Annotated in this window: 24 protein-coding genes and 1 tRNA gene; 14 read left to right on the forward strand and 11 right to left on the reverse strand. The window is 75.5% G+C overall.

The window, feature by feature from the left end:
* A partial coding sequence (locus tag Cpa01nite_RS11145; protein ID WP_203668844.1) for a HAMP domain-containing protein occupies nucleotides 1–1157 on the reverse strand: 1157 nt, incomplete at its 3' end.
* Between the two features lie 179 nt (nucleotides 1158–1336).
* On the opposite strand from Cpa01nite_RS11145, the gene Cpa01nite_RS11150 reads away from it, so the two are divergent.
* Together Cpa01nite_RS11150 and Cpa01nite_RS11155 are read left to right on the forward strand one after the other, a co-directional pair.
* Nucleotides 1337–3001: a catalase gene (locus tag Cpa01nite_RS11150; RefSeq protein ID WP_203668845.1), complete on the forward strand. Its 1665-nt coding sequence runs from the start codon at nucleotides 1337–1339 to the stop codon at nucleotides 2999–3001.
* A gap of 124 nt (nucleotides 3002–3125) precedes the next feature.
* Nucleotides 3126–3407, forward strand: coding sequence for a hypothetical protein (locus Cpa01nite_RS11155; RefSeq protein ID WP_203668846.1), 282 nt, complete (start codon nucleotides 3126–3128; stop codon nucleotides 3405–3407).
* Here the strand turns inward: Cpa01nite_RS11155 and Cpa01nite_RS11160 are convergent.
* The 4 genes from Cpa01nite_RS11160 to Cpa01nite_RS11175 form a co-directional block, all read right to left on the reverse strand.
* Complete coding sequence (locus tag Cpa01nite_RS11160) at nucleotides 3404–4288, reverse strand: alpha/beta hydrolase (RefSeq protein WP_203668847.1); 885 nt, start codon at nucleotides 4286–4288, stop codon at nucleotides 3404–3406. The two genes, Cpa01nite_RS11155 and Cpa01nite_RS11160, sit on opposite strands and share 4 nt — an antisense overlap.
* A gap of 13 nt (nucleotides 4289–4301) precedes the next feature.
* Nucleotides 4302–5126, reverse strand: a complete 825-nt coding sequence (locus tag Cpa01nite_RS11165; protein WP_203668848.1) for an alpha/beta fold hydrolase — start codon at nucleotides 5124–5126, stop codon at nucleotides 4302–4304.
* A gap of 100 nt (nucleotides 5127–5226) precedes the next feature.
* The gene (locus Cpa01nite_RS11170; protein ID WP_203668849.1) at nucleotides 5227–7965 is read right to left on the reverse strand and encodes a helix-turn-helix transcriptional regulator; all 2739 of its coding nucleotides are present in this window, start codon (nucleotides 7963–7965) and stop codon (nucleotides 5227–5229) included.
* A 52-nt stretch (nucleotides 7966–8017) separates the two neighbouring features.
* On the reverse strand, nucleotides 8018–9031 hold the full coding sequence (locus Cpa01nite_RS11175; protein WP_203668850.1) for a metalloregulator ArsR/SmtB family transcription factor: 1014 nt from the start codon (nucleotides 9029–9031) through the stop codon (nucleotides 8018–8020).
* A 114-nt stretch (nucleotides 9032–9145) separates the two neighbouring features.
* On the opposite strand from Cpa01nite_RS11175, the gene Cpa01nite_RS11180 reads away from it, so the two are divergent.
* The gene (locus tag Cpa01nite_RS11180; RefSeq protein WP_203668851.1) at nucleotides 9146–9346 is read left to right on the forward strand and encodes a DUF2180 family protein; all 201 of its coding nucleotides are present in this window, start codon (nucleotides 9146–9148) and stop codon (nucleotides 9344–9346) included.
* Nucleotides 9347–9418: 72 nt separating this feature from the next.
* Here the strand turns inward: Cpa01nite_RS11180 and Cpa01nite_RS11185 are convergent, their stop codons facing one another.
* Nucleotides 9419–10015, reverse strand: a complete 597-nt coding sequence (locus Cpa01nite_RS11185) for a suppressor of fused domain protein (protein WP_203668852.1) — start codon at nucleotides 10013–10015, stop codon at nucleotides 9419–9421.
* Nucleotides 10016–10225: 210 nt separating this feature from the next.
* Here Cpa01nite_RS11185 and Cpa01nite_RS11190 point away from each other — a divergent pair, with 210 nt between their 5' ends.
* Nucleotides 10226–10828: a sugar O-acetyltransferase gene (locus Cpa01nite_RS11190; protein WP_203668853.1), complete on the forward strand. Its 603-nt coding sequence runs from the start codon at nucleotides 10226–10228 to the stop codon at nucleotides 10826–10828.
* A 30-nt stretch (nucleotides 10829–10858) separates the two neighbouring features.
* Here Cpa01nite_RS11190 and Cpa01nite_RS11195 read toward each other — a convergent pair whose 3' ends face one another.
* The 4 genes from Cpa01nite_RS11195 to Cpa01nite_RS11210 all read right to left on the reverse strand — a co-directional run bounded on the left by Cpa01nite_RS11195 (nucleotide 10859) and on the right by Cpa01nite_RS11210 (nucleotide 12507).
* The gene (locus tag Cpa01nite_RS11195) at nucleotides 10859–11434 is read right to left on the reverse strand and encodes a GNAT family N-acetyltransferase (protein WP_203668854.1); all 576 of its coding nucleotides are present in this window, start codon (nucleotides 11432–11434) and stop codon (nucleotides 10859–10861) included.
* A 23-nt stretch (nucleotides 11435–11457) separates the two neighbouring features.
* A tRNA-Val gene (locus Cpa01nite_RS11200) sits at nucleotides 11458–11531 on the reverse strand.
* A gap of 75 nt (nucleotides 11532–11606) precedes the next feature.
* A complete protein-coding gene (locus tag Cpa01nite_RS11205; protein WP_308439372.1) occupies nucleotides 11607–12077 on the reverse strand; it encodes a redoxin domain-containing protein in 471 nt (156 codons plus the stop codon).
* Between the two features lie 10 nt (nucleotides 12078–12087).
* Nucleotides 12088–12507: a DUF3052 domain-containing protein gene (locus Cpa01nite_RS11210; protein ID WP_203668855.1), complete on the reverse strand. Its 420-nt coding sequence runs from the start codon at nucleotides 12505–12507 to the stop codon at nucleotides 12088–12090.
* Nucleotides 12508–12950: 443 nt separating this feature from the next.
* On the opposite strand from Cpa01nite_RS11210, the gene aceE reads away from it, so the two are divergent.
* On the forward strand, nucleotides 12951–15692 hold the full coding sequence (gene aceE / locus Cpa01nite_RS11215) for a pyruvate dehydrogenase (acetyl-transferring), homodimeric type (RefSeq protein ID WP_203668856.1): 2742 nt from the start codon (nucleotides 12951–12953) through the stop codon (nucleotides 15690–15692).
* Between the two features lie 243 nt (nucleotides 15693–15935).
* On the opposite strand, the gene Cpa01nite_RS11220 is transcribed toward aceE, so the two are convergent.
* A complete protein-coding gene (locus tag Cpa01nite_RS11220; protein WP_203668857.1) occupies nucleotides 15936–16616 on the reverse strand; it encodes a hypothetical protein in 681 nt (226 codons plus the stop codon).
* Nucleotides 16617–16728: 112 nt separating this feature from the next.
* Between Cpa01nite_RS11220 and Cpa01nite_RS11225 the strand changes: the two genes are divergently transcribed.
* The 9 genes from Cpa01nite_RS11225 to Cpa01nite_RS11265 all read left to right on the forward strand — a co-directional run bounded on the left by Cpa01nite_RS11225 (nucleotide 16729) and on the right by Cpa01nite_RS11265 (nucleotide 26133).
* On the forward strand, nucleotides 16729–18123 hold the full coding sequence (locus Cpa01nite_RS11225; RefSeq protein ID WP_239068720.1) for a PucR family transcriptional regulator: 1395 nt from the start codon (nucleotides 16729–16731) through the stop codon (nucleotides 18121–18123).
* Between the two features lie 183 nt (nucleotides 18124–18306).
* Nucleotides 18307–19290, forward strand: a complete 984-nt coding sequence (locus Cpa01nite_RS11230) for an ACP S-malonyltransferase (RefSeq protein WP_203668858.1) — start codon at nucleotides 18307–18309, stop codon at nucleotides 19288–19290.
* Nucleotides 19287–20291, forward strand: a complete 1005-nt coding sequence (locus tag Cpa01nite_RS11235; RefSeq protein ID WP_203668859.1) for a beta-ketoacyl-ACP synthase III — start codon at nucleotides 19287–19289, stop codon at nucleotides 20289–20291. Before Cpa01nite_RS11230 ends, Cpa01nite_RS11235 begins: the two co-directional genes overlap by 4 nt.
* An 89-nt stretch (nucleotides 20292–20380) precedes the next feature.
* Nucleotides 20381–20629 (forward strand): acyl carrier protein, encoded by a 249-nt coding sequence (locus Cpa01nite_RS11240; protein ID WP_146838928.1) that lies wholly within the window; start codon nucleotides 20381–20383, stop codon nucleotides 20627–20629.
* A gap of 144 nt (nucleotides 20630–20773) precedes the next feature.
* Complete coding sequence (locus Cpa01nite_RS11245; RefSeq protein WP_203668860.1) at nucleotides 20774–22012, forward strand: beta-ketoacyl-[acyl-carrier-protein] synthase family protein; 1239 nt, start codon at nucleotides 20774–20776, stop codon at nucleotides 22010–22012.
* A 167-nt stretch (nucleotides 22013–22179) separates the two neighbouring features.
* On the forward strand, nucleotides 22180–23595 hold the full coding sequence (locus Cpa01nite_RS11250) for an NAD(P)/FAD-dependent oxidoreductase (protein WP_203668861.1): 1416 nt from the start codon (nucleotides 22180–22182) through the stop codon (nucleotides 23593–23595).
* A 38-nt stretch (nucleotides 23596–23633) separates the two neighbouring features.
* Entirely contained in the window at nucleotides 23634–24617 is a 984-nt protein-coding gene (gene sigJ / locus Cpa01nite_RS11255; protein ID WP_239068721.1) for an RNA polymerase sigma factor SigJ, read from the forward strand.
* 68 nt (nucleotides 24618–24685) lie between these two features.
* A complete protein-coding gene (locus tag Cpa01nite_RS11260) occupies nucleotides 24686–25435 on the forward strand; it encodes an SDR family oxidoreductase (protein WP_203668863.1) in 750 nt (249 codons plus the stop codon).
* Between the two features lie 353 nt (nucleotides 25436–25788).
* The gene (locus Cpa01nite_RS11265; RefSeq protein WP_203668864.1) at nucleotides 25789–26133 is read left to right on the forward strand and encodes a hypothetical protein; all 345 of its coding nucleotides are present in this window, start codon (nucleotides 25789–25791) and stop codon (nucleotides 26131–26133) included.
* Nucleotides 26134–26137: the final 4 nt, after the last annotated feature.

The following is a 26137-nucleotide window of genomic DNA, read 5'->3' on the forward strand; positions in this document are numbered from 1 at the left end:
CTGGACTCGCCCAGCCGGGTCACCTGGTCGTTGGTCGCCTGGGCGACGTCCGTCGCCTGGCCCGCGACCTTGGCGGCCTGCGAGGCGTTCTGCGCGATCTCCCGGATGGAGGCGCCCATCTGCTCTGCCCCCGCGGCCACGGTCTGCACGTTGCGGGACACCTGCTCCGCCGCCGCGGCGACCGCGCCGGCCTGGGCGGACGTCTCGTCCGAGCCGGCGGCGACCCGCTCGGAGCTCGTCGTGAGCGCCGCCGACGCGGAGGCCACCTGCTGCGCCGCACCGACGACGCCGGCCATGGTCGACCGCAGGCTCTGCTGCGCGCTCGCGAGCGACCGGGCCATCCCGCCGAGCTCGTCCGTCGAGTCGACGCGCGGCTCGACGGTGAGGTCGCCCTCCGCCATCGCCTCCACGGACCGGCGGACCTCGGCGACCTGGCGACGGATCGTCCGCGAGGTCAGCAGGCCGAACACGATCACGACCGCGAGCCCGACGCCCTGGACCAGCAGCAGGGAGCGCGTCGCGCGCTGCACGGTGGCCTCGCTGGCCGCGGCCATGCCCTCCAGGTAGGCGTCCGAGTCGGTGTCCGCCTGATCCAGCCCTGCCAGGGCTGCGGCGACGGCCGCCTCGGCGTCCGGGTCGGACAGCGTGGGTGCGCCCGCCGGCACGGCGCCGCCGCCGGTCGGCAGCCGGTCCGCCCGCAGGTCGAGCCAGGTCGCCCAGCTCGAGCGGAACTCGTCCCACCCGGGTACGACGATGCCCTCCGTCCCCGCCTCGAACGACGCGGCGGCCTCCTCGAGGACGGCGTCCGACTCGGCGGCCAGGTCGGCGAGGCGCCGGCGCTCGGCGGCGTCGTCGGTGGCCGCCGCCTGCGTCGCGAGCAGCTGGGCCTCGACGACCTCGCGCTCGACGACCGCGATGCGGCTGACGACCTCCGTGCTGATCGTCTGGACGCTCCGCGTCGTCGCCGCGATCTGGGACATCCGCGCGACCGCCGAGGCGCTCGCGCCCACCACGGCGATCACGACCAGGGCGAGCAGGACGACGACCTTGGTGCGGATGGACAGGTTCGTGAACCAGGTCGCCCGGACCCGGTCGTCGTCGGGGCCGGGTGCTCCGGCTCCGCTCGGTCGAGCGGCGGTCGAGGAGTCGTGAGTCATGGAGGTCCTTCGTCGCGCGTGCACGTCGACCGGCCGATCGACGGCCCGCCGGGACAAATGAGATGACCATTGGGTGATCTCCTGCCACGACAGGGAGTCGCCCCTCCCGGATCGCGCGACCCCGCACCGGCCCCTAGCGTCGATCGGGACCGTGGCCGCAGCACCACCAGGGGGATGCCATGACCGACGTCGCGCACCAGGGACCCGCCGAGGGCGAGGAGGACCGCCCGGTCCTCACCGACCGGCAGGGGCACCCGGTCTACGACAACCAGAACCAGCGCACCGTCGGGGCCCGCGGCCCCGCGACGCTGGAGAACTACCAGTTCCTGGAGAAGATCAGCCACTTCGACCGCGAGCGCATCCCCGAGCGGGTGGTGCACGCGCGCGGCGCCGTGGCGTTCGGCCACTTCGAGGCCACGGGTTCCTGGGGCGACGAGCCGATCGCGCGGTACACCCGCGCCAAGCTGTTCGCCGAGGCCGGCAAGCGGACGGACGTGGCGATCCGGTTCTCGACCGTGATCGGCGGCCGCGACTCGTCGGAGGCCGCCCGCGACCCGCGCGGGTTCGCCGTGAAGTTCTACACCGAGGACGGCAACTGGGACCTGGTCGGCAACAACCTCGCGGTGTTCTTCATCCGCGACGCCATCAAGTTCCCGGACGTCATCCACTCGCTGAAGCCGGACCCGGTGACGTTCCGGCAGGAGCCCGCCCGCATCTTCGACTTCATGTCGCAGACGCCCGAGGCGATGCACATGCTGGTCAACCTGTTCAGCCCCCGCGGCATCCCGGCGAACTACCGGACCATGCAGGGCTTCGGCGTGAACACGTACAAGTGGGTGAACGCCGAGGGCGAGACGCACCTGGTGAAGTACCACTGGCTGCCGCGCGCCGGCGTCGCGAGCCTCACCGAGGCCGACGCCGCGAACATCCAGGCGGGCGACCTGGGCCACGCCTCGAAGGACCTGTACGAGGCCATCGAGCGCGGCGAGCACCCGCAGTGGGATCTCTACGTGCAGCTGATGAGCGACGACGAGCACCCCGAGCTCGACTGGGACCCGCTGGACGACACCAAGGTATGGCCGGAGAACGACTTCGAGCCGAAGCTCGTCGGCACGATGACGCTCACCAGCAACGTCTCGGACCACCACAACGAGAACGAGCAGATCGCGTTCGGCACCGGCGTCCTGGTCGACGGGCTCGACTTCTCGGACGACAAGATGCTGGTCGGGCGGACGTTCTCCTACTCCGACACCCAGCGGTACCGGGTCGGGCCGAACTACCTGCAGCTGCCGGTCAACAGCCCGCGCGGCGCCCGGGTGGCGACCAACCAGCGCGGCGGCCAGATGTCCTACGGCGTCGACCTCGGCGAGGGCCAGAACCCGCACGTCAACTACGAGCCGTCCATCACCGGCGGCCTGCGCGAGGCCCGGTACCCCACGCACGACGAGCAGGGCCCGGTGGTCTCCGGCCGGCTGACCCGGCAGCGGATCCCGCGGACGGACGACTACACGCAGGCCGGGCAGCGCTACCAGCTCATGGAGCAGTGGGAGAAGGACGACCTGGTCGCCAACTTCGTCGCGCTGATCGGCCAGGCCGCCCGCCCCGTCCAGGAGCGGATGGTGTGGCACTTCCTCATGGTCGACGACGAGCTCGGCCTGCGCGTCGGCGAGGGCCTCGGCATCGGCGTCGACGACGTCAAGGACCTGCCGCCGCTGCAGAGCCAGACGCTGTCGGACGACGAGCTCGAGCGTCTGGCGAACCTCGGCGCCAACGGGCCCCGCGACGTCACGGGGCTGTCGATGACCCACGTGGTGCCGAACGAGCACGTGGTCGTCGAGCGCTGACCGACCGCGCGGGCGGGCCCCTGGAGCACCCCCAGGGGGCCCGCCCGCACGTTTCACCCTCGCTCCTGCGCCGCGGAGGCCCCGCCGTCCGACAGGCTGGACGCCCCGACCCCGGGAGCCCGCGATGCCCAGAGCGTTCGACGACCTCGACGAGCACGCGATCCGCCGCGCCCGCATCGTGGTCCTGCACGACCCGCTGCCGACCGAGGACGGCACGACCTGGCTGCTCAGCCTCGTCGACCTCGACGGCCGGGTCGTGGCGCGCGAGATCGCGACCGCGCGGGACGGGTCGCTCGGCGCGGTGGTCCGGCCGTACCTCGACGTCGTGGGCCGCCGGGTCGACGGCGAGTGGCTGAGCGACGAGGACGCGGCCGGGCGCGCGCGGCACCGGGCCCGGCTGGACTAGGGCGCCACGGGCGCCCGCCCGCCGAGCGGGGCCGCGTGCTCGAGCGCCCAGTCCAGCGCCTTGTCCGCGACCTGCTCCCAGCCGGGTGCGGCGCACGTCCAGTGGTCGCGGCCGGGCAGCTCCTCGTACGCGGTCAGCGCGGGCGACCTCTCCCAGTGCCTCGCGTTCGACCGGTTCACGGACGCCGGCATGATGTGGTCCTTCTCCCCGGCGAGGAACAGCAGCGGCGCGCGGTCTGCGCTGTAGTCGACCCAGGTCTCCTGGTGCCCGGGCTTGAGGTTGGCGATGAGGCCGTACGCCCAGATCCAGTCGCCGGGCGCGCCGATCGCGTACCGCTCCCACGCCGCCCGGGAGTCCTCTGCGCTCAGGGTGTTGGCGAACGCGTAGTGGAACTCGTCGGCGGTGAACGCGACCGCCCGGCGCCGGTTCGCCGGCGTCTTCAGCGCCGGAAACAGGGACCGGACCTGGGACAGCGGCGTGACGTGGACGCCCTCGGTCGGCGCGGAGTCGATGACGACCCCGGCCGCGCCCAGGCCGCGCGCGAGCAGCAGCTGGGTCAGGGTGCCGCCGAACGAGTGCCCGATGATCACCGGCGGGCGGTCGAGCGCCTCGATGATCCCGGCGAGGTGGTCGACGACCTCGGGCACGGTCAGGCGCGCGATCACGTCCGGGTTCTCCCGCAGCGCCTCGACCTCGATCTCGAAACCCGGGTAGGCGGGGGCGAGCACGCGCAGGCCGCGCTGCTCGAAGCGGGCGACCCAGTGCTCCCAGCTGCGGGGGGTCATCCAGAGGCCGTGCACGAGCACGACGGTGTCGGGGCGGGTGGGCTCGGGGCCGGCGGTCCCGGGGCTGACGGGCTCGGGGCTGACGGGCTCGGTCATGGCGGGGTCTCCCTCAGGCGTCGATGAAGGCGAGCAGGTCCGCGTGCAGCCGCGCGCGGTCGGTGTCGGGCAGCGCGTGCGGGCTGCCCTCGTAGACGAGGAGCTTCGCGCCCTCGACCAGGTCGGCGGACCGCTTCCCGCCCACCTCGAACGGCACGATCTGGTCGTCGTCGCCGTGGATCACGAGCGTCGGCACGTCGAGCGCCGCGAGGTCCGGGCGGAAGTCCGTCGCCGAGAACGCGGCGATGCACTCGTAGGCGGCGCGGTGCCCGCAGGCCATCGACTGCAGCCAGAACGCGTCGCGGAAGCCCTGGTCGACGTCGCCGCGCCGGTTGTGCCCGAAGAACGGGCCGTCGGCGAGGTCGCGGTAGAGCTGGGACCGGTCGGCCTTCTCGCCCGCCCGCAGGCCGTCGAACACCTCGGCCGGGACTCCGTCGGGGTTGTCCTCCGTCCGGAGCATCATCGGCGGCACGGCCGACACCAGGACGACCCGTGCGACGCGCTCGCTGCCGTGCCGGCCGACGTAGTGCACGACCTCGCCGCCGCCGGTCGAGTGGCCGACCAGCGTGAGGTCGCGCAGGTCGAGGGTCGTGATCAGGCTGGCCAGGTCGTCGGCGTAGGTGTCCATCTCGTTGCCGTGCCAGGTCTGGGTGGACCGCCCGTGACCGCGGCGGTCGTGGGCGATCACGCGGTGGCCGTGCTCGGCCAGGAACAGCGCGGCGGCGTCCCAGGCGTCGGCGTTGAGCGGCCAGCCGTGGCTCAGGACGACGGGCGACCCGCCGCCGTCGAGCTCCTTGTAGAAGATCTGCGCGCCGTCCTCGACGGTGACGAATGGCATCGGTGCTCCCCCGGGTTGACGATGGTCCCCCGAGCGTCCCGCCGTCCCGCGCGTGGCCGGACCACGTGGCGCGCGTAGTGCGTGGCACCGCTCTCACCTGTCACGCCGGCCCGACGTGCTCCTTCAGCTGCCGGCGCGAGGTGACGCCGAGCTTCGCGAACACCTTGCGCAGGTGGTAGTCGACCGTGTGCACGGACACGAACAGCGCGGCGCCGATCTCGGCGTTCGTGTCGCCGCGCGCCGCCATCCGGGCCACGGTCTGCTCGCGCGGCGTCAGGTCGACCAGGGCGGCCTCCTCGGGCGGCCGGTCGGCGTCGGCGCCCGCGGCGCGGAGCTCGGAGCGCGCCCGCTCGGCGAACACCGTGGCACCCGTCGCCGTCAGCGCCCGGAGCGCGCGCCGGAGCTCGTGCGCGGCCTCGCCCCGGCGCCGCGCGCGGCGGAGCGCCTCGCCGAGCAGCAGCCGGGAGCGCGCGGCGTCCACCTCGGCACCCGCGGCGTCGAGCGCGCGGACCGACTCGCGGAGCAGCTCCTCCGAACCCGGACCCGCGACCACGAGCGCCCGGCAGCGCAGCGCGAGCCCGCGCACCCACGGCGAGCCGCTCGCCTCGGCCCGCGCCTCGAGCGCGGCGGTCCCGGCGGCGGCGGCGTCCGCGTGCCCCGAGCGGGCGGCGGCCTCGACGAGGTCCGGCACGCGGGTCGGCGTCACCTGGAGGAAGGGGTCCCCCATCTCCGGAGCGAGCGCGGCGTACGCGTCGCCGTACCGCCCCTCGGCGAGGTCGCGGATCGCCAGGGCGCCGGTCGCGCTGGACTCCACCCCGCCGAAGCCCGTCGCGGCCGCCGCCCGGGACACGGTGGCGACGTGGTCCCGCGGCGCCCCGGCCCACGCGAGCTGCGCGACGTTCGCGACGTGCTCGGCGTCGTACCCGATGGCGCGGCGCAGCTCGCGGACCTCCTCGACCAGCTGGGCGGCGCGGCGCGGGGTGCCGCCGGTGAGCTCGGCGATCGACGCGACCCACAGCGCCGTGTCGAGCACCTGCAGCGCCCCCGTGTCCCGCGCCGCGCGGGCCGCCGCGGCCAGCACCTCCGTCCGCGCCCCGGGGTCGCCGAGCGCCGTCGCCAGCGCCACCCCGGCGGTGAGGAACGGCAGGGCCGCGGGCCCGTCGAGCGCCCGGACGCACGCGAGGCCCCGGCGCATCGCGGGCACCGCCTCCGGGTACGGGTCGAGCACGTGCGCGCCCAGCGCCGCGAGCACCACGGCGGCCGGCCCCTCGCGGACGCCGGCGCCCTCCCGCAGCCGCCCGCCGAGCTCGGCGAGCGTGCAGCCCGCAGCCCGCCGCTCGACCGCGAGCGTGAAGTCGAACGCCTGCAGCAGCGCCCGCTGCTCGCGCTCCGGGTCCCGCCCGTGCAGCAGCCGCGCGGCGGCGAGCAGGTCCGCGGTGGCGCGCACGATGACGGCCGGGTCGGCCGTGAACACCCCGAGGTTCACGCGCACCACCAGCGCGCGGGCGCGCTCCACCGGCCCCAGGTCCCGCTCGTCGACCTCGTCGAGCAGCCCGGCCGCGAGCTGCGCCGCCCCCGCCGCCATCGCCGCCTCCGCCGCGGCCACCGACCGGCGCGCCCGCGCGGGGCCCGGCGGGGTCAGCTCGGCGGCGCGGCCCAGCACCCGGGCGCGGGACACCGACCCGCCCCGGGCGCCGGCGAGGTCCGCCACGCGCTCCAGCCGGCCGGCGACGGCGTCGTCGGTGCCGAGCACGGCCTTGGCGGCGTGCCACGCCTCGAGCTCGGCCAGCCCCGCCTCCCGCGCCGCGACGGAGAGCGCCGCGTGCGCCGCGCGCCGCTCGGCCCCGGTCGCGGCGGTGTACGCGGCGGCCCGGACCAGCGGGTGCCGGAACCGCGTGCTGCCGCCCAGGTCGACCAGGCCCGCGTCCTCCGCCGGCACCGCGGCGCCCGCGGGGATGCCGAGCGCGCGGCCGGCCGCCTCGACCAGGTCGATCGCGCCGGTGGAGTCGGCCGCGGCCACGAGCAGCCAGGACCGCGTCGCCGGCGGCGTCCGGCCGATCGTCCGCGCGTAGTGCGCGACCAGGTGCCGGCCGACGGGCACCGGCTCCTCCCCCAGGCCCGAGTCCGTGAGCTCCTGCACGGTGAGCTCGTCCGCCAGGTCGATCAGCGCCAGCGGGTTGCCGCCGGTGGCCGCCGCCACCCGGGTCAGCAGCAGCGGGTCCGCGCCCGGCGCGGCCGACGCCCGCAGCAGCGCGCCCGCCGACTCCGGGTCCAGCCCCGTCAGGCGCAGCGCCGGCACACCGGCGGTCGCCGCGTCCACCGCCGGGTCGTCCCGGGAGGCGAGCAGCAGCGCCACCGGCTCGGCGTACAGCCGGCGCGCGACGAACGCCAGCACCGTCAGCGTCTCCGGGTCCAGCAGGTGCGCGTCGTCGACCGTGCACAGCACCGGCCGCTTCCGGCCCGCCGCCGACAGCAGCTCGAGCACCGCCAGCCCGACGAGGAACCGGTCGGGCGGCGGCCCGTCCTCGGCGCCGGTCGCCCGGGCGAGCGCGCCCGCGTGGTGCGCGGGGATCGCGCCGACCAGGTCGCGCAGCGGCCGCAGCAGCCGGTCGAGCGCCGCGTGCGCGATCGCCTGCTCCGACTCGTATCCCGCGACCTGCACGACCCGGCAGCCGTCAGCCTGCTCGGCGGTCGCACGCAGCAGGCTCGTCTTGCCGATCCCCGGGTCGCCGCGCACGACCAGGGCGCCGCTCGCGCCGTTGCGGGCGCCCAGGACGACGCCCGCCAGGCGCGCGAGCTCGGCGTCCCGTCCGAGCAGCGGCCGCGGCTGAGCCCCCATGGGCGATCACCCTGGTGGACGGGGGTTCCGGTGTCCAGACCCGGGCGCCCGCTCAGGCCTGCGGGAGCACCACGTGCGGCGCCAGGTCGCCGACCAGCAGGCGCACGCGCCGGTCGATCTCGTCCCGGATCGCCCGCAGGCCGCGCGGCGAGGCGAGGCCCGGGTCGCCCAGCGGCCACTCCTCGTACCGCTTGCCGTCCAGCACGGGGCAGGCGTCGCCGCACCCCATCGTGACGACGACGTCCGCGGCGCGCAGGGCGTCGTCGGTGAGCGGCTTGGCGAACGCGTCCGCGTCGGCGCCGTCCTCCCCCAGCAGGCCCATGACCGCCCCGCCGACCGCCGCCGCGGGGGCGCTGCCGGCCGACCGCACGCGGACCGCGTCGCCGGCGTAGCGCCGGGTGAGCGCCGCGGCGAGCTGCGACCGCCCGGTGTTGGACACGCACACGAACAACACCTGCGGCACGTCGTCGCCCGCGGGCGCCGCGACGCGCCGGATGTCCGCCAGCCGCTGCCGGGCGAACCGCTCGGCGTCCGGCACCAGGTCCTCGGCCCGCCCGCCCGTGAGCACGAGCGCCAGGTACGACTCGCGGACGACCGCGGCGACCGCGGACGGCTCCAGGTCGGCGAAGTCCGGCGCGACGGCGGCGACCAGCCGGTCGACGTCGGCGTCGACAGCCGCGCCCCGCTCCGGGCCCGGCCGGCCCGCCTCGAGCACCGCGGGCACGACCGCGTTGAGCAGCGTCGAGACCGCCGCGCGCACCGCCGGGTCGACGCGGTAGTGCACGGACGTCCCGCGGCGCTCGGAGGTCAGGACGCCCGCGTCCCGCAGCAGCTTGAGGTGGTGCGACACGGTCGGCTGGGACACCGCGGCGACGCTCGCGAGGTCGCCCGCGGTGGCCTCAGCGCCGGGGGCGCTGGCGATCAGCGAGAGCATCCGCAGCCGCAGCGGGTCGGCGAGAGCCCGGAGCGTCGCCGCCGCCGCGCCCGCGGCCTCGTCGCCCATGGCGAAGTCCGCCGGGACGCGCGCGCCCTCGCGCGCCTGGTCCGGCCGCCCGTCGTCCGCCATGGGACCTCCTCCGCCGCGCTGCCGGTGTCCACGATGAGGACACCCGAGACGCTCTGTTTCGACGTCTATCTATATTGATGTTCATCTAAGCAACGCACAAGCCGAGGAGAGCCTATGTACTGCTACGAGGACGCGAAGAACGACGTCCAGGTCCCCGCCGTCGCCCTGTGCCGGGGGTGCGGCGCCGCGGTGTGCGCCGGGCACCTGCGCGAGACGGTCACGGAGAACGTCGTCCGCAACGGGGTCGGCGCGCCGACCGTGCGGCCGGACGGGCGCGCGCTGGCGTGCCTGACGTGCAGCGCCGTGGCCGCCTGACGGCCGGGGCGGGCGCCGCGAGCGCGGCCGCCCCGCTCCCCGTGCGCAGCCCCGGACCGAGCCGGGAGGCCCTCAGCAGACCGAGGCGCGCCGCAGGTCGTCGTACTCGACACGAGCGCCGGCCAGGCGATCCTCCAGGGCGTCGAACCCGTTGCGCTGCAGGTACTCGACCTCGCGGTCGGTCAACGGCAGGCCCTGGAGCCAGTGGACGACCCCCACGTCGGCGACCTCTGCCGAGCTGAGGCCCGCCACCGAGAAGGGCTCGGTCCACATGAGGTGCGGCACGGTCGTGTCGCGGACGTACTCCGCCACGACGTCCGGGAACACCACACCCGGGGCGGCCAGCCAGCCGGACGAGGCCACGGCGAACGCGCACATGGCCAGCACGTTCTCGATCGCCTCGTCGTCCACGGCGGCGCACGCCATCAGCTCCACCCGGATGTCGTCGCCGTCCAGCACGTTGGGGACCGACGACAACCCGGCCGTCGAGAAGACGGCCCGGCCGGGGACCGGCGACTCCTTGAACGTCGCGATCACCACGGAGGCGGACTCGTCCTCGTTCAGGTAGCTCGCAGCCGCTGGTACCCCGCCCGCCCGCGCGTGGAGGAAGCGGGCCAGGAGCCGTGCCGTCCGGGGGTCGGCGATCGCGACCGCCGGATTCGTCGGCATGCGGCTCCCCTGCGGTTGCGGTGCGACGGCGTCGCCTCGGGACGATCGTCGTGCGAATCTACGGTCCGGTGCTCCCGCAGGACAGCGACCGTCCGGGTGACGGCCGCACCTGCACCCGCGCCGCGACCGCCCGGCGCGCGGACGGCTGGTCCCACGACCCGCGTTGCCCCGCCTGGGACACTCGACGCTCCCGACGAAGGAGAACCCCCGGTGGAGCTCGACCTGGCGACCGCCCTCGCGGACGCCCGCACGGAGTACGACAAGATGGTCGCCGGCGACTGGTACCGCTACCGGTCCGGCCCCGAGCTGGCCGAGCTGACCACGAGCACCCAGCGCACCTGCCGCCGGATCACCGCCCTGTACGACGACGACCGCCCCGCCGCGGGGGCGCTGTTCCGCGAGCTGCTGGGCACCGTGGGCGAGGGCGTCGACTTCCGCCCGCCGTTCTACCTCGACTACGGGCACCGCCTGCACCTGGGCGACCGCACGTTCGTCAACGCGGAGTTCCTGACCCTGGGCGGCGGCGAGATCCGGATCGGCGCGGACGTGCTGATCGGCCCCAGCGTCCGGCTGTACACGCCGACGCACGTGCTGGACCCGGAGCTGCGCCAACAGGGCTGGGAGCGCGTCTCGCCGATCACGATCGAGGACGGCGTGTGGCTCGGCGGCAGCGTGGTGGTGTGCCCGGGCGTGACGATCGGGGCGCGGTCGGTCGTCGGCGCGGGGTCCGTGGTGACGAAGGACGTACCGCCGGACGTGGTCGTCGCGGGGAACCCGGCGCGGGTCGTGCGGTCGCTGCTGCCGGAGGGCTGACCACCCGGCCGGGCGACGGTTCCCGGCCGGTCAGCCGGCCGGCGCCGCGGGGACGTCGCGGCTCATGATCCACGCGTGCTTGCCGACCTGGCGGACCGGGGCGAAGCCGTACGAGCCCAGCAGCTCGGCGGTCGCGGTGAACAGGAACCGCCCGTGGGCCTGGCGACCCGCCGTGACCTCTGAGATCGCCTCGACCCGGCCGCCGCCCGCCGCCGCGACGAGCGCGAGCGCGCCCCCGACCGCGGCACGCGCGACGCCGGTGCCCCGGTGCCGCTTGTCGACGAACACGCACGTCAGCCGCCAGTCGGGCCGCGCCGGCGGCTCCTTCTCGTACGCCCGCAGGTGCTTGATGCGGGACAGCTCGTCCGGGTCGCCGTACTGGCACCAGCCCTGGGCGGCGCCGTCGTCGTCGAGGACGAGCGCGGCGTGGGCACGCCCGGTCAGCACGCGGTCCTGCTTGGCCGCCCGGTGGTCGAGGCCCCGCTGGCCGAACTCGGGGTGGAACCCGATGCACCAGCAGCCGCCGAACACGCCGTTGTTCCGCTCGACCAGGTCGGCGAACTGGTCCCAGGTCTCGGCCCCCAGGGGCACGACGGTGTAGCCCATGGGTCACCGTACGTCTCCTCGGGTGGGCCCGGCCGGTCTCGAACCGACGACCTCCGCGGTGTAAGCGCGGCGCTCTGACCAACTGAGCTACAGGCCCCTGCTGCGGTCGGCAGCCTACCGGTGCAGGTCGGCCCGCCGGAGCCGCGCCCGCGGCCCGCGCACCGGCGCCGCGTCAGAGCCCGGCGACCGCCTCGCGGTACGCCCCGAACGGCCGCGGACGCCCGGCGTCGTGCACCAGCGACCACCGCAGCACCCCGGAGGCGTCGAGCAGGAACGACCCCCGCCGCGCGTACCCGTCGGCGTCGTCGAACACCCCGTACGCCCGGGCGGCGGCGCCGTGCGGCCAGAAGTCCGACAGCAGCGGGAACGCGTACCCGTCCTGCTCGGCCCACGCGCGCAGGGCGGGCGCGGGGTCGCAGGACACGGCGCGGACGCGCACGCCGGCGCGCACGAGCTCGGGCAGGTGCTCCTGCAGCTCCCCCAGCTCCGCGGTGCAGACGCGCGAGAACGCGAACGGCACGAACACGAGCAGCACCGGCCCGTCCACCGGCCCGCCGACCGTCACCGGCGCGCCGTGCGCGTCCGGCAGCGTCAGCACGGGCGCCGGGTCGCCGAGGACCGGCATCCCCGCCGCGCCGCTCACGACCGAGGGGTCAGCGACCCCGGCCGCGGCTGCCGAGGCGCGTCGCGGACCAGTCGCCCGCGATCGAGAACGTGCTGGTGGCGTGCAGGCCCGCCGTGGTGGCGGCCTCCTCGATGTCGTCGTGCCCGACGTGGCCGTCGCGGCCTGGCTTCGGGGTCAGGACCCACATCTGGCCGCCGTCGTCCAGCACCGTCATCGCGTCCATGAGCGTGTCGGCCAGGTCGCCGTCCTCGTCGCGGAACCAGATGACCACGCCGTCCACGACGTCGTCGTAGTCCTCGTCGACGAGCTCCGTGCCGGTGATCTCCTCGACCCCGGACCGCAGGGCCTCGTCGACGTCGTCGTCGTAACCGAACTCCTGGACCACCTGGCCCGAGGTGAACCCGAGACGGCCCGCCCCCGAGGGGGCGTCGCCGGTGCTGGATGCCACGTCCTGACCTGTTCCTTCCGTCGGGCGTGCCGGGCCGCTCCCGAGCACCACCTGTTCGATGATCACCGAACGGTAGCCCACCGCACCCCACGTGCGCGTGGCAAGCGCGGTCGTGGCGCGGGCCGGATCGCCGGCCCGCCCACCTGCGGCGTCGCGGCCCTCGGACGCGCCTCGCGCCCGCGCCTCCCCCGCGCCCCCGCGCGCGCCCGGGAAAGCGGCCCTGACGTGCTCGGACGTGACCCGGACCACGCGTCGCGGGCCGATTGTCACGGACGTCACGCATCCCGAGTGGCGGACGGGGAGACTTTCGGTGTCCGGACGGCGGACAATGGTCCTACTACCCGCCCGGCGGCGAGGCGCACCGAAACCGGTGGCGCTTGCCGGCGGGCCGAGATGCGCACCGGGGCCGATCGGCCCCCCGCGTGGAGAGGCGAGGAGCACTGGTGGCTTCGAAGGACGAGCGCGGACCGCTCATCAACGGCCTGCTGAGCCAGGTCCCGGACGTGGACCCCGAGGAGACCTCCGAGTGGGTCGAGTCCATCGACGGGCTCATCGACGACAAGGGCGGCCCCCGGGCCCGCTACGTGATGCTGAGCATGCTCAAGCGCGCGCGTGAGCGGAACGTGGCGGTGCCGGCCGAGCTGAACACGCCGTACGTCAACACCATCGGCGTGCACGAGGAGCCGTACTTCCCGGGCGACGAGGTCCTGGAGCGCCGGTACCGCTCGTGGAACCGGTGGAACGCCGCGGTCATGGTGACCCGCGCGCAGCGCCCCGGCGTGGCCGTCGGCGGTCACATCTCGTCGTACGCGTCCGTGGCGACGCTGTACGAGGTGGGCCTCAACCACTTCTTCCGCGGCAAGGACCACCCGGGCGGCGGCGACCAGATCTACTTCCAGGGCCACGCCTCCCCCGGCGTCTACGCCCGCGCGTTCCTCGAGGGCCGCCTGGACGAGCACCAGCTCGACGGGTTCCGCCAGGAGGTCTCGCACCCGGGCGGCGGCCTGCCCTCCTACCCGCACCCGCGGCTCATGGAGGACTTCTGGGAGTTCCCGACGGTCTCGATGGGCCTCGGCCCGGCGTCGGCGATCTACCAGGCGTGGACCAACAAGTACCTGCACCTGCGCGGCATCAAGGACACCAGCCAGCAGGACGTCTGGGCGTTCCTCGGCGACGGCGAGATGGACGAGCCCGAGTCGCGCGGCATGCTGCAGCACGCCGCCCAGCAGGGCCTGGACAACCTGACCTTCGTCGTGAACTGCAACCTGCAGCGCCTCGACGGCCCGGTCCGCGGCAACGGCAAGATCATCCAGGAGCTCGAGGCGCAGTTCCGCGGCGCCGGCTGGAACGTCATCAAGGTCGTCTGGGGCCGCGAGTGGGACGTCCTGCTCAACGCCGACAAGGACCGCGCGCTCGTCCACCTCATGAACGAGACGCCCGACGGCGACTACCAGACGTACCGCGCGGAGAACGGCGCGTTCATCCGCGAGCACTTCTTCGGGCGCGACCCGCGCACCAAGCAGCTCGTCGAGAAGATGACCGACGACGAGATCTGGGCGCTCAAGCGCGGCGGCCACGACTACCGCAAGATCTACGCCGCCTACAAGGCCGCGCGCGAGCACACCGGGCAGCCGACCGTCATCCTGGCGCACACCGTCAAGGGCTACGGCCTGGGCTCCGGCTTCGCCGGGCGCAACGCCACGCACCAGATGAAGAAGCTCAAGGGCGCCGAGCTCAAGGCCCTGCGCGACTCGCTCAGCATCCCGATCACGGACGAGCAGATCGACGCCGACCCGTACCTGCCGCCGTACTACCACCCCGGCCAGGACGACCCGGCGATCCAGTACCTGCAGGAGCGCCGCCGCCAGCTCGGTGGCTACGTGCCCGAGCGCCGCTCGACGCACAAGCCGCTGACGCTGCCGGGCGACAAGGCCTACGAGCTGCTGAAGAAGGGCTCCGGCACGCAGGAGGTCGCCACGACGATGGCGCTCGTGCGGCTGTTCAAGGACCTCATCAAAGACAAGGAGCTGGGCAAGCGCCTGGTCCCGATCATCCCCGACGAGGCCCGCACGTTCGGCCTGGACTCGATCTTCCCGAGCGCGAAGATCTTCAACACCAACGGCCAGAACTACCTCGCCGTCGACCGCGACCTCATGCTCTCCTACAAGGAGTCCGAGGCCGGCCAGATCATGCACACCGGCATCAACGAGGCCGGGTCCGCGGCGGCGTTCCAGTCGGTCGGCACGTCCTACGCGACGCACGCCGAGCCGCTGATCCCGTTCTACTTCTACTACTCGATGTTCGGGTTCCAGCGGACGGCCGACCAGTTCTGGGCGGCCGGGGACCAGATGACCCGCGGGTTCCTCATCGGCGCCACCGCCGGCCGCACCACGCTGACCGGCGAGGGCCTGCAGCACGCGGACGGCCACTCGCCGCTGCTGGCCGGCACCATGCCGCACGTCGTGCACTACGACCCGGCGTACGGCTACGAGATCCGGCACATCGTCCGCGACGGCATCCAGCGGATGTACGGGGACGACGGCCGCGACCCGAACGTCATCTACTACCTCACGGTCTACAACGAGCCGATCGTCCAGCCGGCCGAGCCGGAGGACGTCGACGTCGAGGGCATCCTCAAGGGCATCTACCTGCTGTCCCCGGCCGAGGGCGAGGGCACCAAGGCCCAGATCCTCGCGTCCGGCGTGGCGGTGCCGTGGGCGCTCGAGGCGAAGCAGCTGCTCGCCGAGGACTGGGGCGTCGACGCCGCGGTGTGGTCCGTGACGTCCTGGAACGAGCTGCGGCGCGAGGCGCTGGCCGCCGACGAGCACGCGTTCCTGTACCCGGGCGAGGAGGCGCGCACGCCGTACCTCACCGCCAAGCTCCAGGGCGCCGAGGGCCCGTTCGTCGCCACCACCGACTACGACCACCTCGTGGCCGACCAGGTGCGCGAGTGGATCCCGGGCCGGTACGCGACGCTCGGCGCCGACGGGTTCGGGTTCTCCGACACCCGCGCCGCCGCGCGCCGGTACTTCAAGATCGACGGCCCGTCGACCGTGGTCCGCGTGCTGCAGCAGCTCGCCCGCGAGGGCAAGGTCGCGGCCGAGGCCCCGGCGCAGGCGATCGAGAAGTACCGCCTGCACGACGTGAACGCCGGCACCTCCGGCAACGCGGGCGGCGAGTCCTGACCGGACCCGCCTGAGCACGCACGACGGGCCCCGCCCCTCCCTCGGGAGGGGCGGGGCCCGTTCGCGTCGGAGGGCGGGGCGGCCGCCTGCGGGCCCGAGTTCGGTGCTTCCCGCCCCGTTCGGTGCGTCCACCCCCCGACGTCGGCGCAAGCCACCGAACTCGACGGACCCGCCCCCGGACGTGCGAGAGCCCCGCGGACCGTGGCGGTCCGCGGGGCTCTCGACGTGGGCGGGGCGGGCGGGTCAGGCGCCGGCGTGGCGCTCGGCCTGGTCGACCAGGCGGGCGAGCTCCCGGCGCATCTGCGCGATGTCGTCCTGCTTCGGGTAGAGGTCGAGGCCGGCCAGGTGCTGCTTGGCGTCGAGCGGGCGGCCCGCCTCGACGGCGGCGAGCACGAGCTCGCGCCCGACCTCGGGGTCGTGGTCCTTGGGGTGCCAGTGCCCGGTGCCGAGCCCGAGCGCCTCGACCGGCAGCCCGGCCTCCCGCAGCAGGCGCAGCCCGGCGACCAGCGCGGCGCCGGAGGGGTCGCGCTCGGCGGCGGTGGTCAGCCGGCGGAGCGTCCCCTCGAGGTCGTCGCGCACGGACAGCCGCGCGACCTCCACGAGCGGGTACCAGGCACGCGGGTTGCCGGCGAGCTCCTCGCCGAGCGACCACACGGCCAGGTCGGCGGCGCGCTGACGCTCGGCGTCGTCGGCCTCGGCGGTCAGGGGGTCGTCGTCGACGCCGGTCGCAGCGTGCCGGCGGACGATCTCGGCGAGGGCCGCGAAGGCGCGCTCGTCGTTGGGATCGTCGCCGAGGCGGGACCTCAGGGCGTCCTCCTGGGGGACGTCGCCGTGCCGGGGAGCACCCGTCGGCCGGCGCGCCCCGATCCGGGACGCGGGCGCAGGGCGGCCCAGCAGGCGGCGCAGTCGGGGCAGCAGAGCCATGACGCGACACTATCCGGTGCCGTCGTCCCGCACCGGTCGAACGGTCCGCCACCTGCCCGCGGACGCCCGCGACCTTTGTCGGTTCCCCACAACGGGGCCGTATGCTCCGGGCATGCCCCAGCCCCGCCGGAAGCCCGCGGCCCCCGCCACCGAGGCCGCCACCCCGGCCGCCTCGCCCGCCGCGTCGCCGCGCCCGACGACGGCCGCGGGGCGCGCGACCACAGCCACCGCACCGCTCGCGACCCCGACCACCGCGCCGCCGGCGCCCGAGGCCGCGCCCGCCCCGGCCCCCGCCGACGGCCTCTCCCCCGCCCGCACCCGGACCCGCGCCGGCCGGATCGCCACCGCGCCGGACGCGAGCAACGGCGAGACGCTGCGCCGCGTCCGCGAGGGCAGCGGCGTCCTGGCGGCGGCCGCGATGCGCCGGCTCGACGAGGACCTCGACTGGTACCGCGCGCTGCCCGCCGACGACCGCTCCTGGGTCGGGCTCGTCGCGCAGGCCGGCATCACCGCGTTCGTCACCTGGTTCGCCGACCCGTCCCGCCCCCCGCACGGCGTCGGCGAGATCTTCGCGACCGCCCCGCCGGAGCTGACCCGGTCGATCTCCTTGCAGCACACGCTGCAGCTGGTCCGCGTGGTCGTCGACGTGGTGGAGTCGCACAGCGACCGGCTCGCGGCGCCCGGCGGCGAGCGCGACCTGCTCGAGGCCGTGCTCCGCTACTCCCGCGAGGTCGCGTTCTCCGCCGCCGAGGTCTACGCCCGCGCCGCCGAGGTGCGCGGCGCGTGGGACGCCCGGCTCGAGGCACTGGTCGTGGACGCGCTGCTGCGCGGCGACGTCGACGACTCGCTCCGGTCCCGGGTCGCGGCACTCGGCTGGAGCGGCCGCGGCAGCACGCTGGTCGTCGTCGGCACGACCGCCTCCCCGCTCGACGACGTCCGGACCTCGGACCTGCGCCGGGCGACCCGCCGCGCCGCCGACGACGCGCTGGTAGGCATCCAGGGCGACCGGCTCGTCGTGTTCCTCGGCGGCACCGGCGACCTGCGCGAGGCGGCGGCGTCCCTGATCCCCCGGTTCGGCCCGGGTCCGGTGGTGCTCGGCCCGACCGGGGCGGACCTCGCCGACGCCGCCCGGTCCGCCCGCGCCGCGCTCGCCGGGCTGGTCGCGATCCACGCCTGGCCGCAGGCGCCGCGCCCGGTGCTCGCCGACGACCTGCTGCCCGAGCGGGTGCTGGTCGGCGACGCGAGCGCCCGCGCGCTGCTGGTCGAGCAGGCGTACGTCCCGCTGCTGGCCAGCACGGGCAGCCTGCTGGAGACGCTCACCGCCTACCTCGCGGCCGGCCGGAGCCTCGAGGCCGCGGCCCGCACGCTCTACGTGCACCCCAACACCGTCCGGTACCGGCTGCGCCGCGTCGCCGAGGTCACCGGCTGGGACCCGCTGGACCCGCGCGAGGCGTACGTCCTGCAGCAGGCCCTCGCGGTCGGCCGCCTGGACCACCCCGGGGCCTGACCCCGCCGAGGTCGTCGGTTCCGGCCACCGCACCCCCGGCGGAACCGCCGACCTCGGGCGCGACCGCCGACCTCGTGGCCCGGCGGGCCCGCCCGAGCGTTGTGGGACCCGGACAAGTCGGACCCGGCAACCGTGTGCGGGTCGTGAGCGGGCGCGCCGCGCGCCGACCGGCAGAGTGGTCGGGTGCTCGCGATCGTCTGCCCCGGACAGGGCGCCCAGACCCCCGGCATGCTCGCGCCCTGGCTCGAGCTGCCCGGTTCCGCCGACCGCCTGGCGGCCTTCTCGGAGGCCTCGGGCGTCGACCTGACGGCGCACGGGACGACCTCCGACGCCGACACCATCCGCGACACCGCGGTGGCCCAGCCGCTCATCGTGTCCACCTCCCTCCTGGCGCTGCGCGCGCTGGAGGACGAGGCCCCGGTCGCGGTCGGCGCCACGGCGGGCCACTCGGTCGGCGAGTTCGCCGCCGCTGCGGTCGCGGGCGTGCTGGACGACGCCGCCGCGGTCGCCCTCGTCGGGCAGCGCGCCCGGTTCATGGCCGAGGCCGCGGCCGCCGAGCCGACCGGCATGACCGCCGTCCTCGGCGGTGACCCGGACGAGGTGCTCGCCGCGATCGAGGCCGCCGGCCTGTGGCCCGCGAACGTCAACGGCGGCGGCCAGGTCGTCGCCGCGGGCGCGAAGGACGCGCTGGCCCGGTTCGCCGAGAACCCGCCGGCCCGCGCCCGCGTCGTGCCCCTGCAGGTCGCCGGCGCCTTCCACACCCCCTTCATGCACCCGGCGCGCGACGCGTTCGCCGCCGTGGCCGCGCAGACCCCCGCCGCGTCGCCGCGCGTGACGCTGCTCACCAACGCCGACGGCTCGGCGCTCGGGCCCGAGGTCGCCGGCGCCGACGTGGTGGCCCGCATGGTCGCCCAGATCGCCTCCCCGGTGCGCTGGGACCTGTGCCAGGCGACGCTCGCCGGGCTCGGCGTCACCGGCCTGCTCGAGCTCGCGCCGGGCGGTGTGCTCAAGGGCCTGGCCCGGCGTAGCCTGCCCGGGGTGGAGACGGTCGCGATCACCTCGCCGGCCGACCTGCCCGCCGCCCGGGAGCTGGTCGCGCGTCACGCCTCGACCCCCGGCGACGACGTGCCCGCACCGTCCGACGACTCCCGGGAGACCGCCCAGTGACCCGCCCCACCCTGACCCAGGCGACCGGCCCCGCCCACACGCGGATCCTCGGCCTGGGCGCCGCCCGCGGCGAGAACGTCGTCCCGAACGACGACCTGGTCGGCCCGATCGACTCGTCCGACGAGTGGATCCGCCAGCGCACCGGCATGGTCACCCGCGTCCGCGCGGGCGCCGAGACCGACGTGCTCGACCTCGCCGAGCAGGCCGCCCGCGAGGCGATCGCGAACGCGGGCCTGACGGGCGCGGACATCGACGCCGTCATCCTGGCGACGGTGACCTACTTCCACCAGACGCCCTCGGGCGCCGCGGTCCTCGCGGACCGGCTCGGCGCCACCCCCGCCGCGGCGTTCGACGTGTCGGCCGCCTGCGCGGGCTACTGCTACGGCATCGGCCAGGCGGACGCCCTCGTGCGCGCCGGCACCGCCCGGAACGTGCTGGTCATCGGCGCGGAGAAGATGAGCGACTTCGTCGACCCGACGGACCGCTCCATCTCGTTCCTGCTCGGCGACGGCGCGGGCGCGGTCGTCGTCGGCCCGTCCGACTTCCCGGGCATCGGCCCGACCGTGTGGGGCTCGGACGGCTCGCAGTCGCAGGCCATCCGCCAGACCCACTCGTGGCTCGACACCCGCGACAACGGCGCCGGTTGGCCGACGCTCCGCCAGGAGGGCCCGAGCGTCTTCAAGTGGGCCGTCTGGCAGATGGCCCCGGTCGCCGAGAAGGCCCTGGCCGCCGCGGGCGTGACCGCCGACCAGATCGACGCGTTCATCCCGCACCAGGCGAACATGCGGATCATCGACCAGATGATCAAGCAGCTGAAGCTGCCCGAGACCGTCGCGGTCGGCCGGGACATCGCCGACACCGGCAACACCTCGGCGGCGTCGATCCCGCTCGCGACCGAGCGCCTGTACCGCGAGGGCCAGGTGAAGAGCGGCGACCTGGCGCTCCAGATCGGCTTCGGCGCGGGTCTCGTCTACGCCGCCCAGGTGGTCGTGCTCCCCTGAGCGGGGGCCCGGCCGCAGTACCGTTCACCGACCGCAGATCCGTCACCGCACCTCACGGCGCGGTGCAGCACCCAACCAAGGAGACACCGATGGCGCACAGCGAGCAGGAGATCCTGGCCGGCCTGGCCGAGATCGTCAGCGAGGAGACCGGCCTGCCGACCGACTCGGTCCTGCCCGAGAAGTCGTTCACGGACGACCTCGACATCGACTCCCTGTCGATGATGACGATCGTCACCCTGGCCGAGGAGAAGTTCGAGGTCCGCATCCCGGACGACGAGGTCAAGAACCTCGCGACCGTCGGCGACGCGGTGTCGTTCATCTCGAACGCCCAGGCCTGAGCCGCCCGACCGGGGTCCGCGCCGCGCCGCCGCCTCGCGCGGCGTCGACGGGAGCCGAGCGCTCCCGCGGCGCGGACCCGGTCGCGTCCCGGCACCGTCCGGGACACCCACGAACCAGCCGCACCCGACACCCAGGAGCACCTCATGAGCACGCGAGTCGTCGTCACCGGACTCGGCGCCACGACCCCGCTCGGCGGGGACGTCCCCACCACCTGGCAGGCCGCCCTGGCCGGCACGTCGGGCGCGCGCACGCTGGACAACGACTGGAGCTCGACGTACGGCCTCACGGTCGACTTCGCCGCCACGCTCGCGGTCCGCCCGGAGGAGGTCCTCCCCCGGCCCGAGATGAAGAAGATGGACCCCTCGGCGCAGTACGCGATCATCGCGTCCCGCGAGGCGTGGGCCGACGCCGGCTCCCCCGAGGTCGACCAGGACCGGCTCGGCGTCGTGGTGTCCTCCGGCATCGGCGGCATCTGGACCACGCTCGACGCCTGGGACACCCTGCGCGAGAAGGGCGCCCGCCGCGTCCTGCCGATGACCGTCCCGATGCTCATGCCGAACTCGCCGTCCGCGTACGTCGAGCTGGAGTTCGGCGCCCGCGCCGGGGCGCACGCCCTGGTGTCCGCCTGCGCGTCCGGCGCCGAGGCGATCGGCTACGCCGTCGACATGATCCGCAGCGGCCGCGCGGACATCGTGATCGCCGGCGGCACCGAGGCCACGATCCACCCGATGCCGATGGCCGCGTTCGCCGCGTCCCGCACGCTGTCGACCCGGTCCGACGACCCGGCCCGCGCCTCGCGCCCGTACGACGTCGACCGCGACGGCTTCGTCATCGGCGAGGGCTCCGGCATCGTCGTCGTCGAGTCCGAGGAGCACGCCCGCGCCCGCGGCGCCCGGGTCTACGCCGAGATCGCGGGGGTCGGCCTGTCCTCGGACGGCTACCACATCACCTCCCCCGAGCCGACCGGCCGCGGCCAGATCGCCGCCATGCGGATGGCGATGAAGGACGCCGGCGTCGCGACCGGCGACGTGCGGCACGTCAACGCGCACGCCACCTCGACCGTCGTCGGCGACCTCATCGAGGCCCGCGGCGTCCGGGAGACCCTCGGCGCCGACGCCGACCAGGTCGCGCTGTCCGCCACCAAGTCGATGACCGGCCACCTGCTCGGCGGCGCCGGCGCGCTCGAGACCGTGTTCTCGGTGCTCGCCGTGCACGACCGCCAGGCGCCGCCGACGATCAACGTCGAGAAGCCGGACCCGGAGCTCGTGCTCGACCTGGTCCGCGACACCCCGCGCGCGCTGCCCGCCGGCGACATCGCGGTGGTGAACAACTCGTTCGGCTTCGGCGGCCACAACGTGGCCCTGGTGGTCACGAACGCCTGACCCCTGGGGCTGCGGCCCCCGCGGGACGTGGGGTGGAGCGTCCTGCCCGACACGCCGGTGCGTGTCGGGCAGGACGCTCCACTCGTCTCCAGCCGGGGCGCGCGACCTCACACCTGGCGCCCCTGCGTCGTCATGCCTGCGACCGGACAGGGAGAGGGGTCGCAGCCGTGAAGCACATCGTCGTCGTCGGTGGCGGGTACGCCGGGTTCTACGCCGCGTGGGGGCTCGAGAAGAGGCTCCGTCGCGGCGAGGCGCGGGTCACCGTCATCGACCCGCGCCCGTACATGACCTACCAGCCGTTCCTCCCGGAGGTGGCGTCGGGGTCCGTCGAGGCGCGGCACGCGACCGTGCCGCTGCGCCGGCACCTGCGCCGGACGCGCCTCGTGGCGGGAGCGGTGACCCGGATCGACCACGCGTCCCGGACGGTGACGGTGACGCCGCGCGACGGCCTCCCGTTCGCGCTCGCGTACGACGTGGTCGTCGTCACCGCGGGCGCCGTCACCCGCACGCTGCCGATCCCCGGGCTGGTCGACACGGCCATCGGGCTGAAGCAGGTCGAGGAGGCCGTGGCCGTCCGCGACCACGTGCTCACCGCGTTCGACCGGGCGGCCGTCCTGCCTCCCGGCCCGGAGCGGCGCCGGCTGCTGACGTTCACGTTCGTCGGCGGCGGCTTCTCGGGGGTCGAGGCGTTCGGGGAGACCCTCGCGCTCGCGACCGCGCTGCTGGCGTCCTACCCGGAGCTCGGGCCGGACGACGTCGCGTTCCACCTCGTCGAGGCCCGTGACCGGATCCTGCCGGAGGTGTCGGAAGGGCCGGGGGCGTGGGTGGTGCGGCACCTGCGCGGACGCGGAGCCCGGGTGCACCTCGGCGCGCAGCTGCGGTCCGCCGTGGGCGGCCACGTGGTCCTCTCGACCGGCGAGGAGTTCGACAGCGGTCTCGTCGTCTGGACGGCCGGCAACGCGGCGAACCCCGTGGTCAGCAGGCACACCGACCTGCCCGTCACGGAGCGGGGTCTGGTGCGGGTGCGCGCCGACCTGCGCGTCGAGGGCGAGGACGGCACGGTGGTCCCGGACGCGTGGGCCGCGGGCGACGACGCGTCGGTCCCGGACCTGGCGGGGGCGCCCGGTGCGCTGACCGTGCCGAACGCGCAGCACGCCGTCCGGCAGGGCCGGCTGCTCGCCCGGAACCTCGTGGCGACGCTGCGCGGCCGCCGCCCGCGGGACTACGTGCACCACAGCCTCGGCGTCGTCGCGACGCTGGGCCGGCACCAGGGGGTGTTCCAGTACCGCCGGCTGGTCCTCACCGGCCTGCCCGCGTGGGTCGCCCACCGCAGCTACCACGTGCTGGCCGTGCCGACCTGGGAGCGCAAGCTCCGGGTGCTGCTGGTCTGGCTCGGCACCGCCGTCGGGGGCCGGGACATCGCCTCGCTCGGTGCCGTCGTCGAGCCGCGGCGGGCGTTCGTGACCGGCGGCGCGCCGGACCCGGCGGCGGCCGGGGCCGGGGAGCGGACCGTGGGCATCAACTCCGGCGACGCCTCGCCGGTCCCGCAGGCTGCGAACCGTGCCACGATCGCCGCAGCGTGACGGGCGACGGGGAGGACACGGGGACCATGAGGAAGCGCGTGCCCGACGACAGGTCCCTCGGGACCGGCGCGGTGCCGGGGCCGGCCGTGGGCGCCCCCGCCGTCCCCGCCACGGACGCCCTCCCGGACGTGCTCGCCGAGCGCCGCCGGCTGCTCGCGATCGGCTACCGCATGCTCGGGACGCTCGCCGAGGCGGAGGACGCCGTCCAGGAGACCTACGTTCGCTGGTACCGGATGACCGACGAGGAGCGCGCGGCCGTGCGGAACCCGCAGGGCTGGCTCACCCGGGTGATGAGCCGCGTGTGCCTCGACGTGCTCGGGTCCGCGCGGGCGCGCCGGGAGCGGTACGTCGGCGAGTGGCTCCCGGAACCGGTCCCCTCGGACCTGTTCTCCGGCGCCGTCGGGCGGCCACGCCCGCCGGGCTCGGCGGACGGGGACCCCCTCGACCGGGTCTCCCTCGACGAGGAGGTGAGCACCGCGCTCCTCGTCGTGATGGAGGCGATGACGCCGGCGGAGCGCGTCGCGTTCGTGCTGCACGACGTGTTCGCCCTGCCGTTCGACGAGATCGCCGCGGCCGTCGGCCGCAGCCCGGCGGCCGTGCGGCAGCTGGCGACCTCCGCCCGGCGGCGGGTACGGGCCCACGGCGCCGAGCCCGGGCGCGGGACCCGCGAGCACGACGAGGTGATGGCGGCGTTCGCGGCGGCGGCCTCGGGCGGGGACCTTGCCGCCCTCACCGGGCTGCTCGACCCGTCGGTGACCCTGCGGTCGGACGGCGGCGGCGTGGTCACCGCGGCGCGGCGCCCGGTCCTCGGGGTGTCGAACGTGGCGCGGTTCCTGCTCGGCGTGCTGCAGAAGCGGCCGTCGGCGGTCCTGGCCGCCCGGCGGACCGGCGACGGCCTCGCGTTCGCCGTCGAGGACGCGGGCCGGGTGCAGGCGCTGGTCAACGCGCAGGTGCGGGACGGCCGGATCACCGACCTGTGGCTGCAGGTCAACCCGCAGAAGCTCACCTCCTGGTCCGGCTGACCTCACACCGGCCCGCGCTGCGTCGTCGTACCGGCGGGCCGGCAGGGCGCCGGCCGGGAGGGAGCACCATGAGGATGCTGATCGCCGGGGGCACCGGGCACGTGGGAAGCCTGCTCACCGCCCGGCTCCGGTCTCTCGGCCACGAGGTGGTGGTCGGGTCACGGGAGGACGGGTTCGACCCCGTGACCGGCACCGGGGTCGGGGACGCCGTGCGGGGTGCGGACGTCGTGGTCGACGTGCTGAACTCCCCCGAGATGGACGCCGCCGCGGCGACGGCGTTCTTCCGCGGGACCACCGAGCGCCTGCTCGCCGCGGAGCTGAGCACGGGCGTGCGGCACCACGTGCTGCTGTCCGTCGTCGGGGCCGACCGCGCGCTGGCGAACGGGTACTACGCGGGCAAGGTCGCGCAGGAGGACGCGGTGCGGGAGGGCGACGTCCCGTTCACGGTCGTGCGTGCGACGCAGTTCCACGACTTCGTCCCGTCGATCGCCGACTGGCTGACCGTCGACGGTGCCGTGCGCGCCCCGCGGATGCTGCTGCAGCCGGTCGCGGTCGAGGACGTCGTCGAGCTGCTCGCCGAGGTCGCCCAGGGCGCGCCGCTCCAGGACACCGTCGACCTCGCCGGGCCGGACCGCTACCGGCTCGACGACCTGCTGCGGACCACGCTCGCCGCGCGGGCGGACGGGCGCCAGGTCGTCACGGTCGACGGCACCGCGCTCGGCGCGGAGGCGCCCGACGCGCTGGTGCCGCTCGGCGCGCACCGCCGGGGCGGCCGGCCGTACCCCGTGGCCGGGGTGCCGGGCGTCGGCGGGGTGTGACCGTCCCGTGCCGAGCCGGACCCTCCAGCCGTCTCCGAGCGGACGACCGTGCCGGCGGGCCGTCGGGTGGGCCTGCGGAGGAGCCCGCCCGGCGGGGTCGGTGTCAGCCCTCGCCGAGGAGGACCCGCGCCACGTCCGCGTCGAGGCCGGCGCGGACCGCCGAATCCCGCGGCCCCGGGCCTCGGCGGCACGCCGAAGGCGTCGTTCGACTGGTACCGGGAGGTCATCGCGTCCACCGGCCGGTCGCTTCCCAGCTGACGCCCGCCTGCACGCTCGGCCCGCACGCCCTCGGCACCTGTCCGACGGGGCGTGCCGGCCGCCCGGGCCGTCGCCCCGGGTGTAGCGTCGCGAGCGTGCAGGTGACCGTGCGCGTCGTGGCCGCCGGCGGCGGTCCCCGGCCCGCGCCGGGCACCCCCGTCCGCGTCGAGCTGCGCGACGTCACCGAGCAGGACGCCGCGAGCGTGCTGGTGTCCGGCGCGGACGCCGAGGCGGTGGACGACGGCACGCGGACGATCGCGACGGTGGCGGTGGACGCCCCCGACGAGCTGCTCGCGAGCTGCGCCGACCTCGTCGTCTGGGCGCGCGTGGCGGTCAGCGGCGCCGAGCGCACCTCGCACACCGACCTGGTCTCGACGCAGTCGGTGCCGGTCCCCGGCGACCCCGCCGCCGAGGTGGAGCTGCCGGTCGTCGCCATCTAGCCGC

Source organism: Cellulomonas pakistanensis (assembly GCF_016862755.1).
GTDB classification, from domain to species: Bacteria; Actinomycetota; Actinomycetes; order Actinomycetales; family Cellulomonadaceae; genus Cellulomonas; species Cellulomonas pakistanensis.

Excerpts from the sequence above, each read along its gene's own strand:
- Cpa01nite_RS11150 (WP_203668845.1), top strand. The coding sequence starts at position 1,337 with ATGACCGACGTCGCGCACCAGGGACCCGCCGAGGGCGAGGAGGACCGC.
- Cpa01nite_RS11155 (WP_203668846.1), top strand. The coding sequence starts at position 3,126 with ATGCCCAGAGCGTTCGACGACCTCGACGAGCACGCGATCCGCCGCGCC.
- Cpa01nite_RS11160 (WP_203668847.1), bottom strand. The coding sequence starts at position 4,288 with ATGACCGAGCCCGTCAGCCCCGAGCCCGTCAGCCCCGGGACCGCCGGC.
- Cpa01nite_RS11165 (WP_203668848.1), bottom strand. The coding sequence starts at position 5,126 with ATGCCATTCGTCACCGTCGAGGACGGCGCGCAGATCTTCTACAAGGAG.
- Cpa01nite_RS11170 (WP_203668849.1), bottom strand. The coding sequence starts at position 7,965 with ATGGGGGCTCAGCCGCGGCCGCTGCTCGGACGGGACGCCGAGCTCGCG.
- Cpa01nite_RS11175 (WP_203668850.1), bottom strand. The coding sequence starts at position 9,031 with ATGGCGGACGACGGGCGGCCGGACCAGGCGCGCGAGGGCGCGCGCGTC.
- Cpa01nite_RS11180 (WP_203668851.1), top strand. The coding sequence starts at position 9,146 with ATGTACTGCTACGAGGACGCGAAGAACGACGTCCAGGTCCCCGCCGTC.
- Cpa01nite_RS11185 (WP_203668852.1), bottom strand. The coding sequence starts at position 10,015 with ATGCCGACGAATCCGGCGGTCGCGATCGCCGACCCCCGGACGGCACGG.
- Cpa01nite_RS11195 (WP_203668854.1), bottom strand. The coding sequence starts at position 11,434 with ATGGGCTACACCGTCGTGCCCCTGGGGGCCGAGACCTGGGACCAGTTC.
- Cpa01nite_RS11220 (WP_203668857.1), bottom strand. The coding sequence starts at position 16,616 with ATGGCTCTGCTGCCCCGACTGCGCCGCCTGCTGGGCCGCCCTGCGCCC.
- Cpa01nite_RS11225 (WP_239068720.1), top strand. The coding sequence starts at position 16,729 with ATGCCCCAGCCCCGCCGGAAGCCCGCGGCCCCCGCCACCGAGGCCGCC.
- Cpa01nite_RS11240 (WP_146838928.1), top strand. The coding sequence starts at position 20,381 with ATGGCGCACAGCGAGCAGGAGATCCTGGCCGGCCTGGCCGAGATCGTC.
- Cpa01nite_RS11245 (WP_203668860.1), top strand. The coding sequence starts at position 20,774 with ATGAGCACGCGAGTCGTCGTCACCGGACTCGGCGCCACGACCCCGCTC.
- Cpa01nite_RS11260 (WP_203668863.1), top strand. The coding sequence starts at position 24,686 with ATGAGGATGCTGATCGCCGGGGGCACCGGGCACGTGGGAAGCCTGCTC.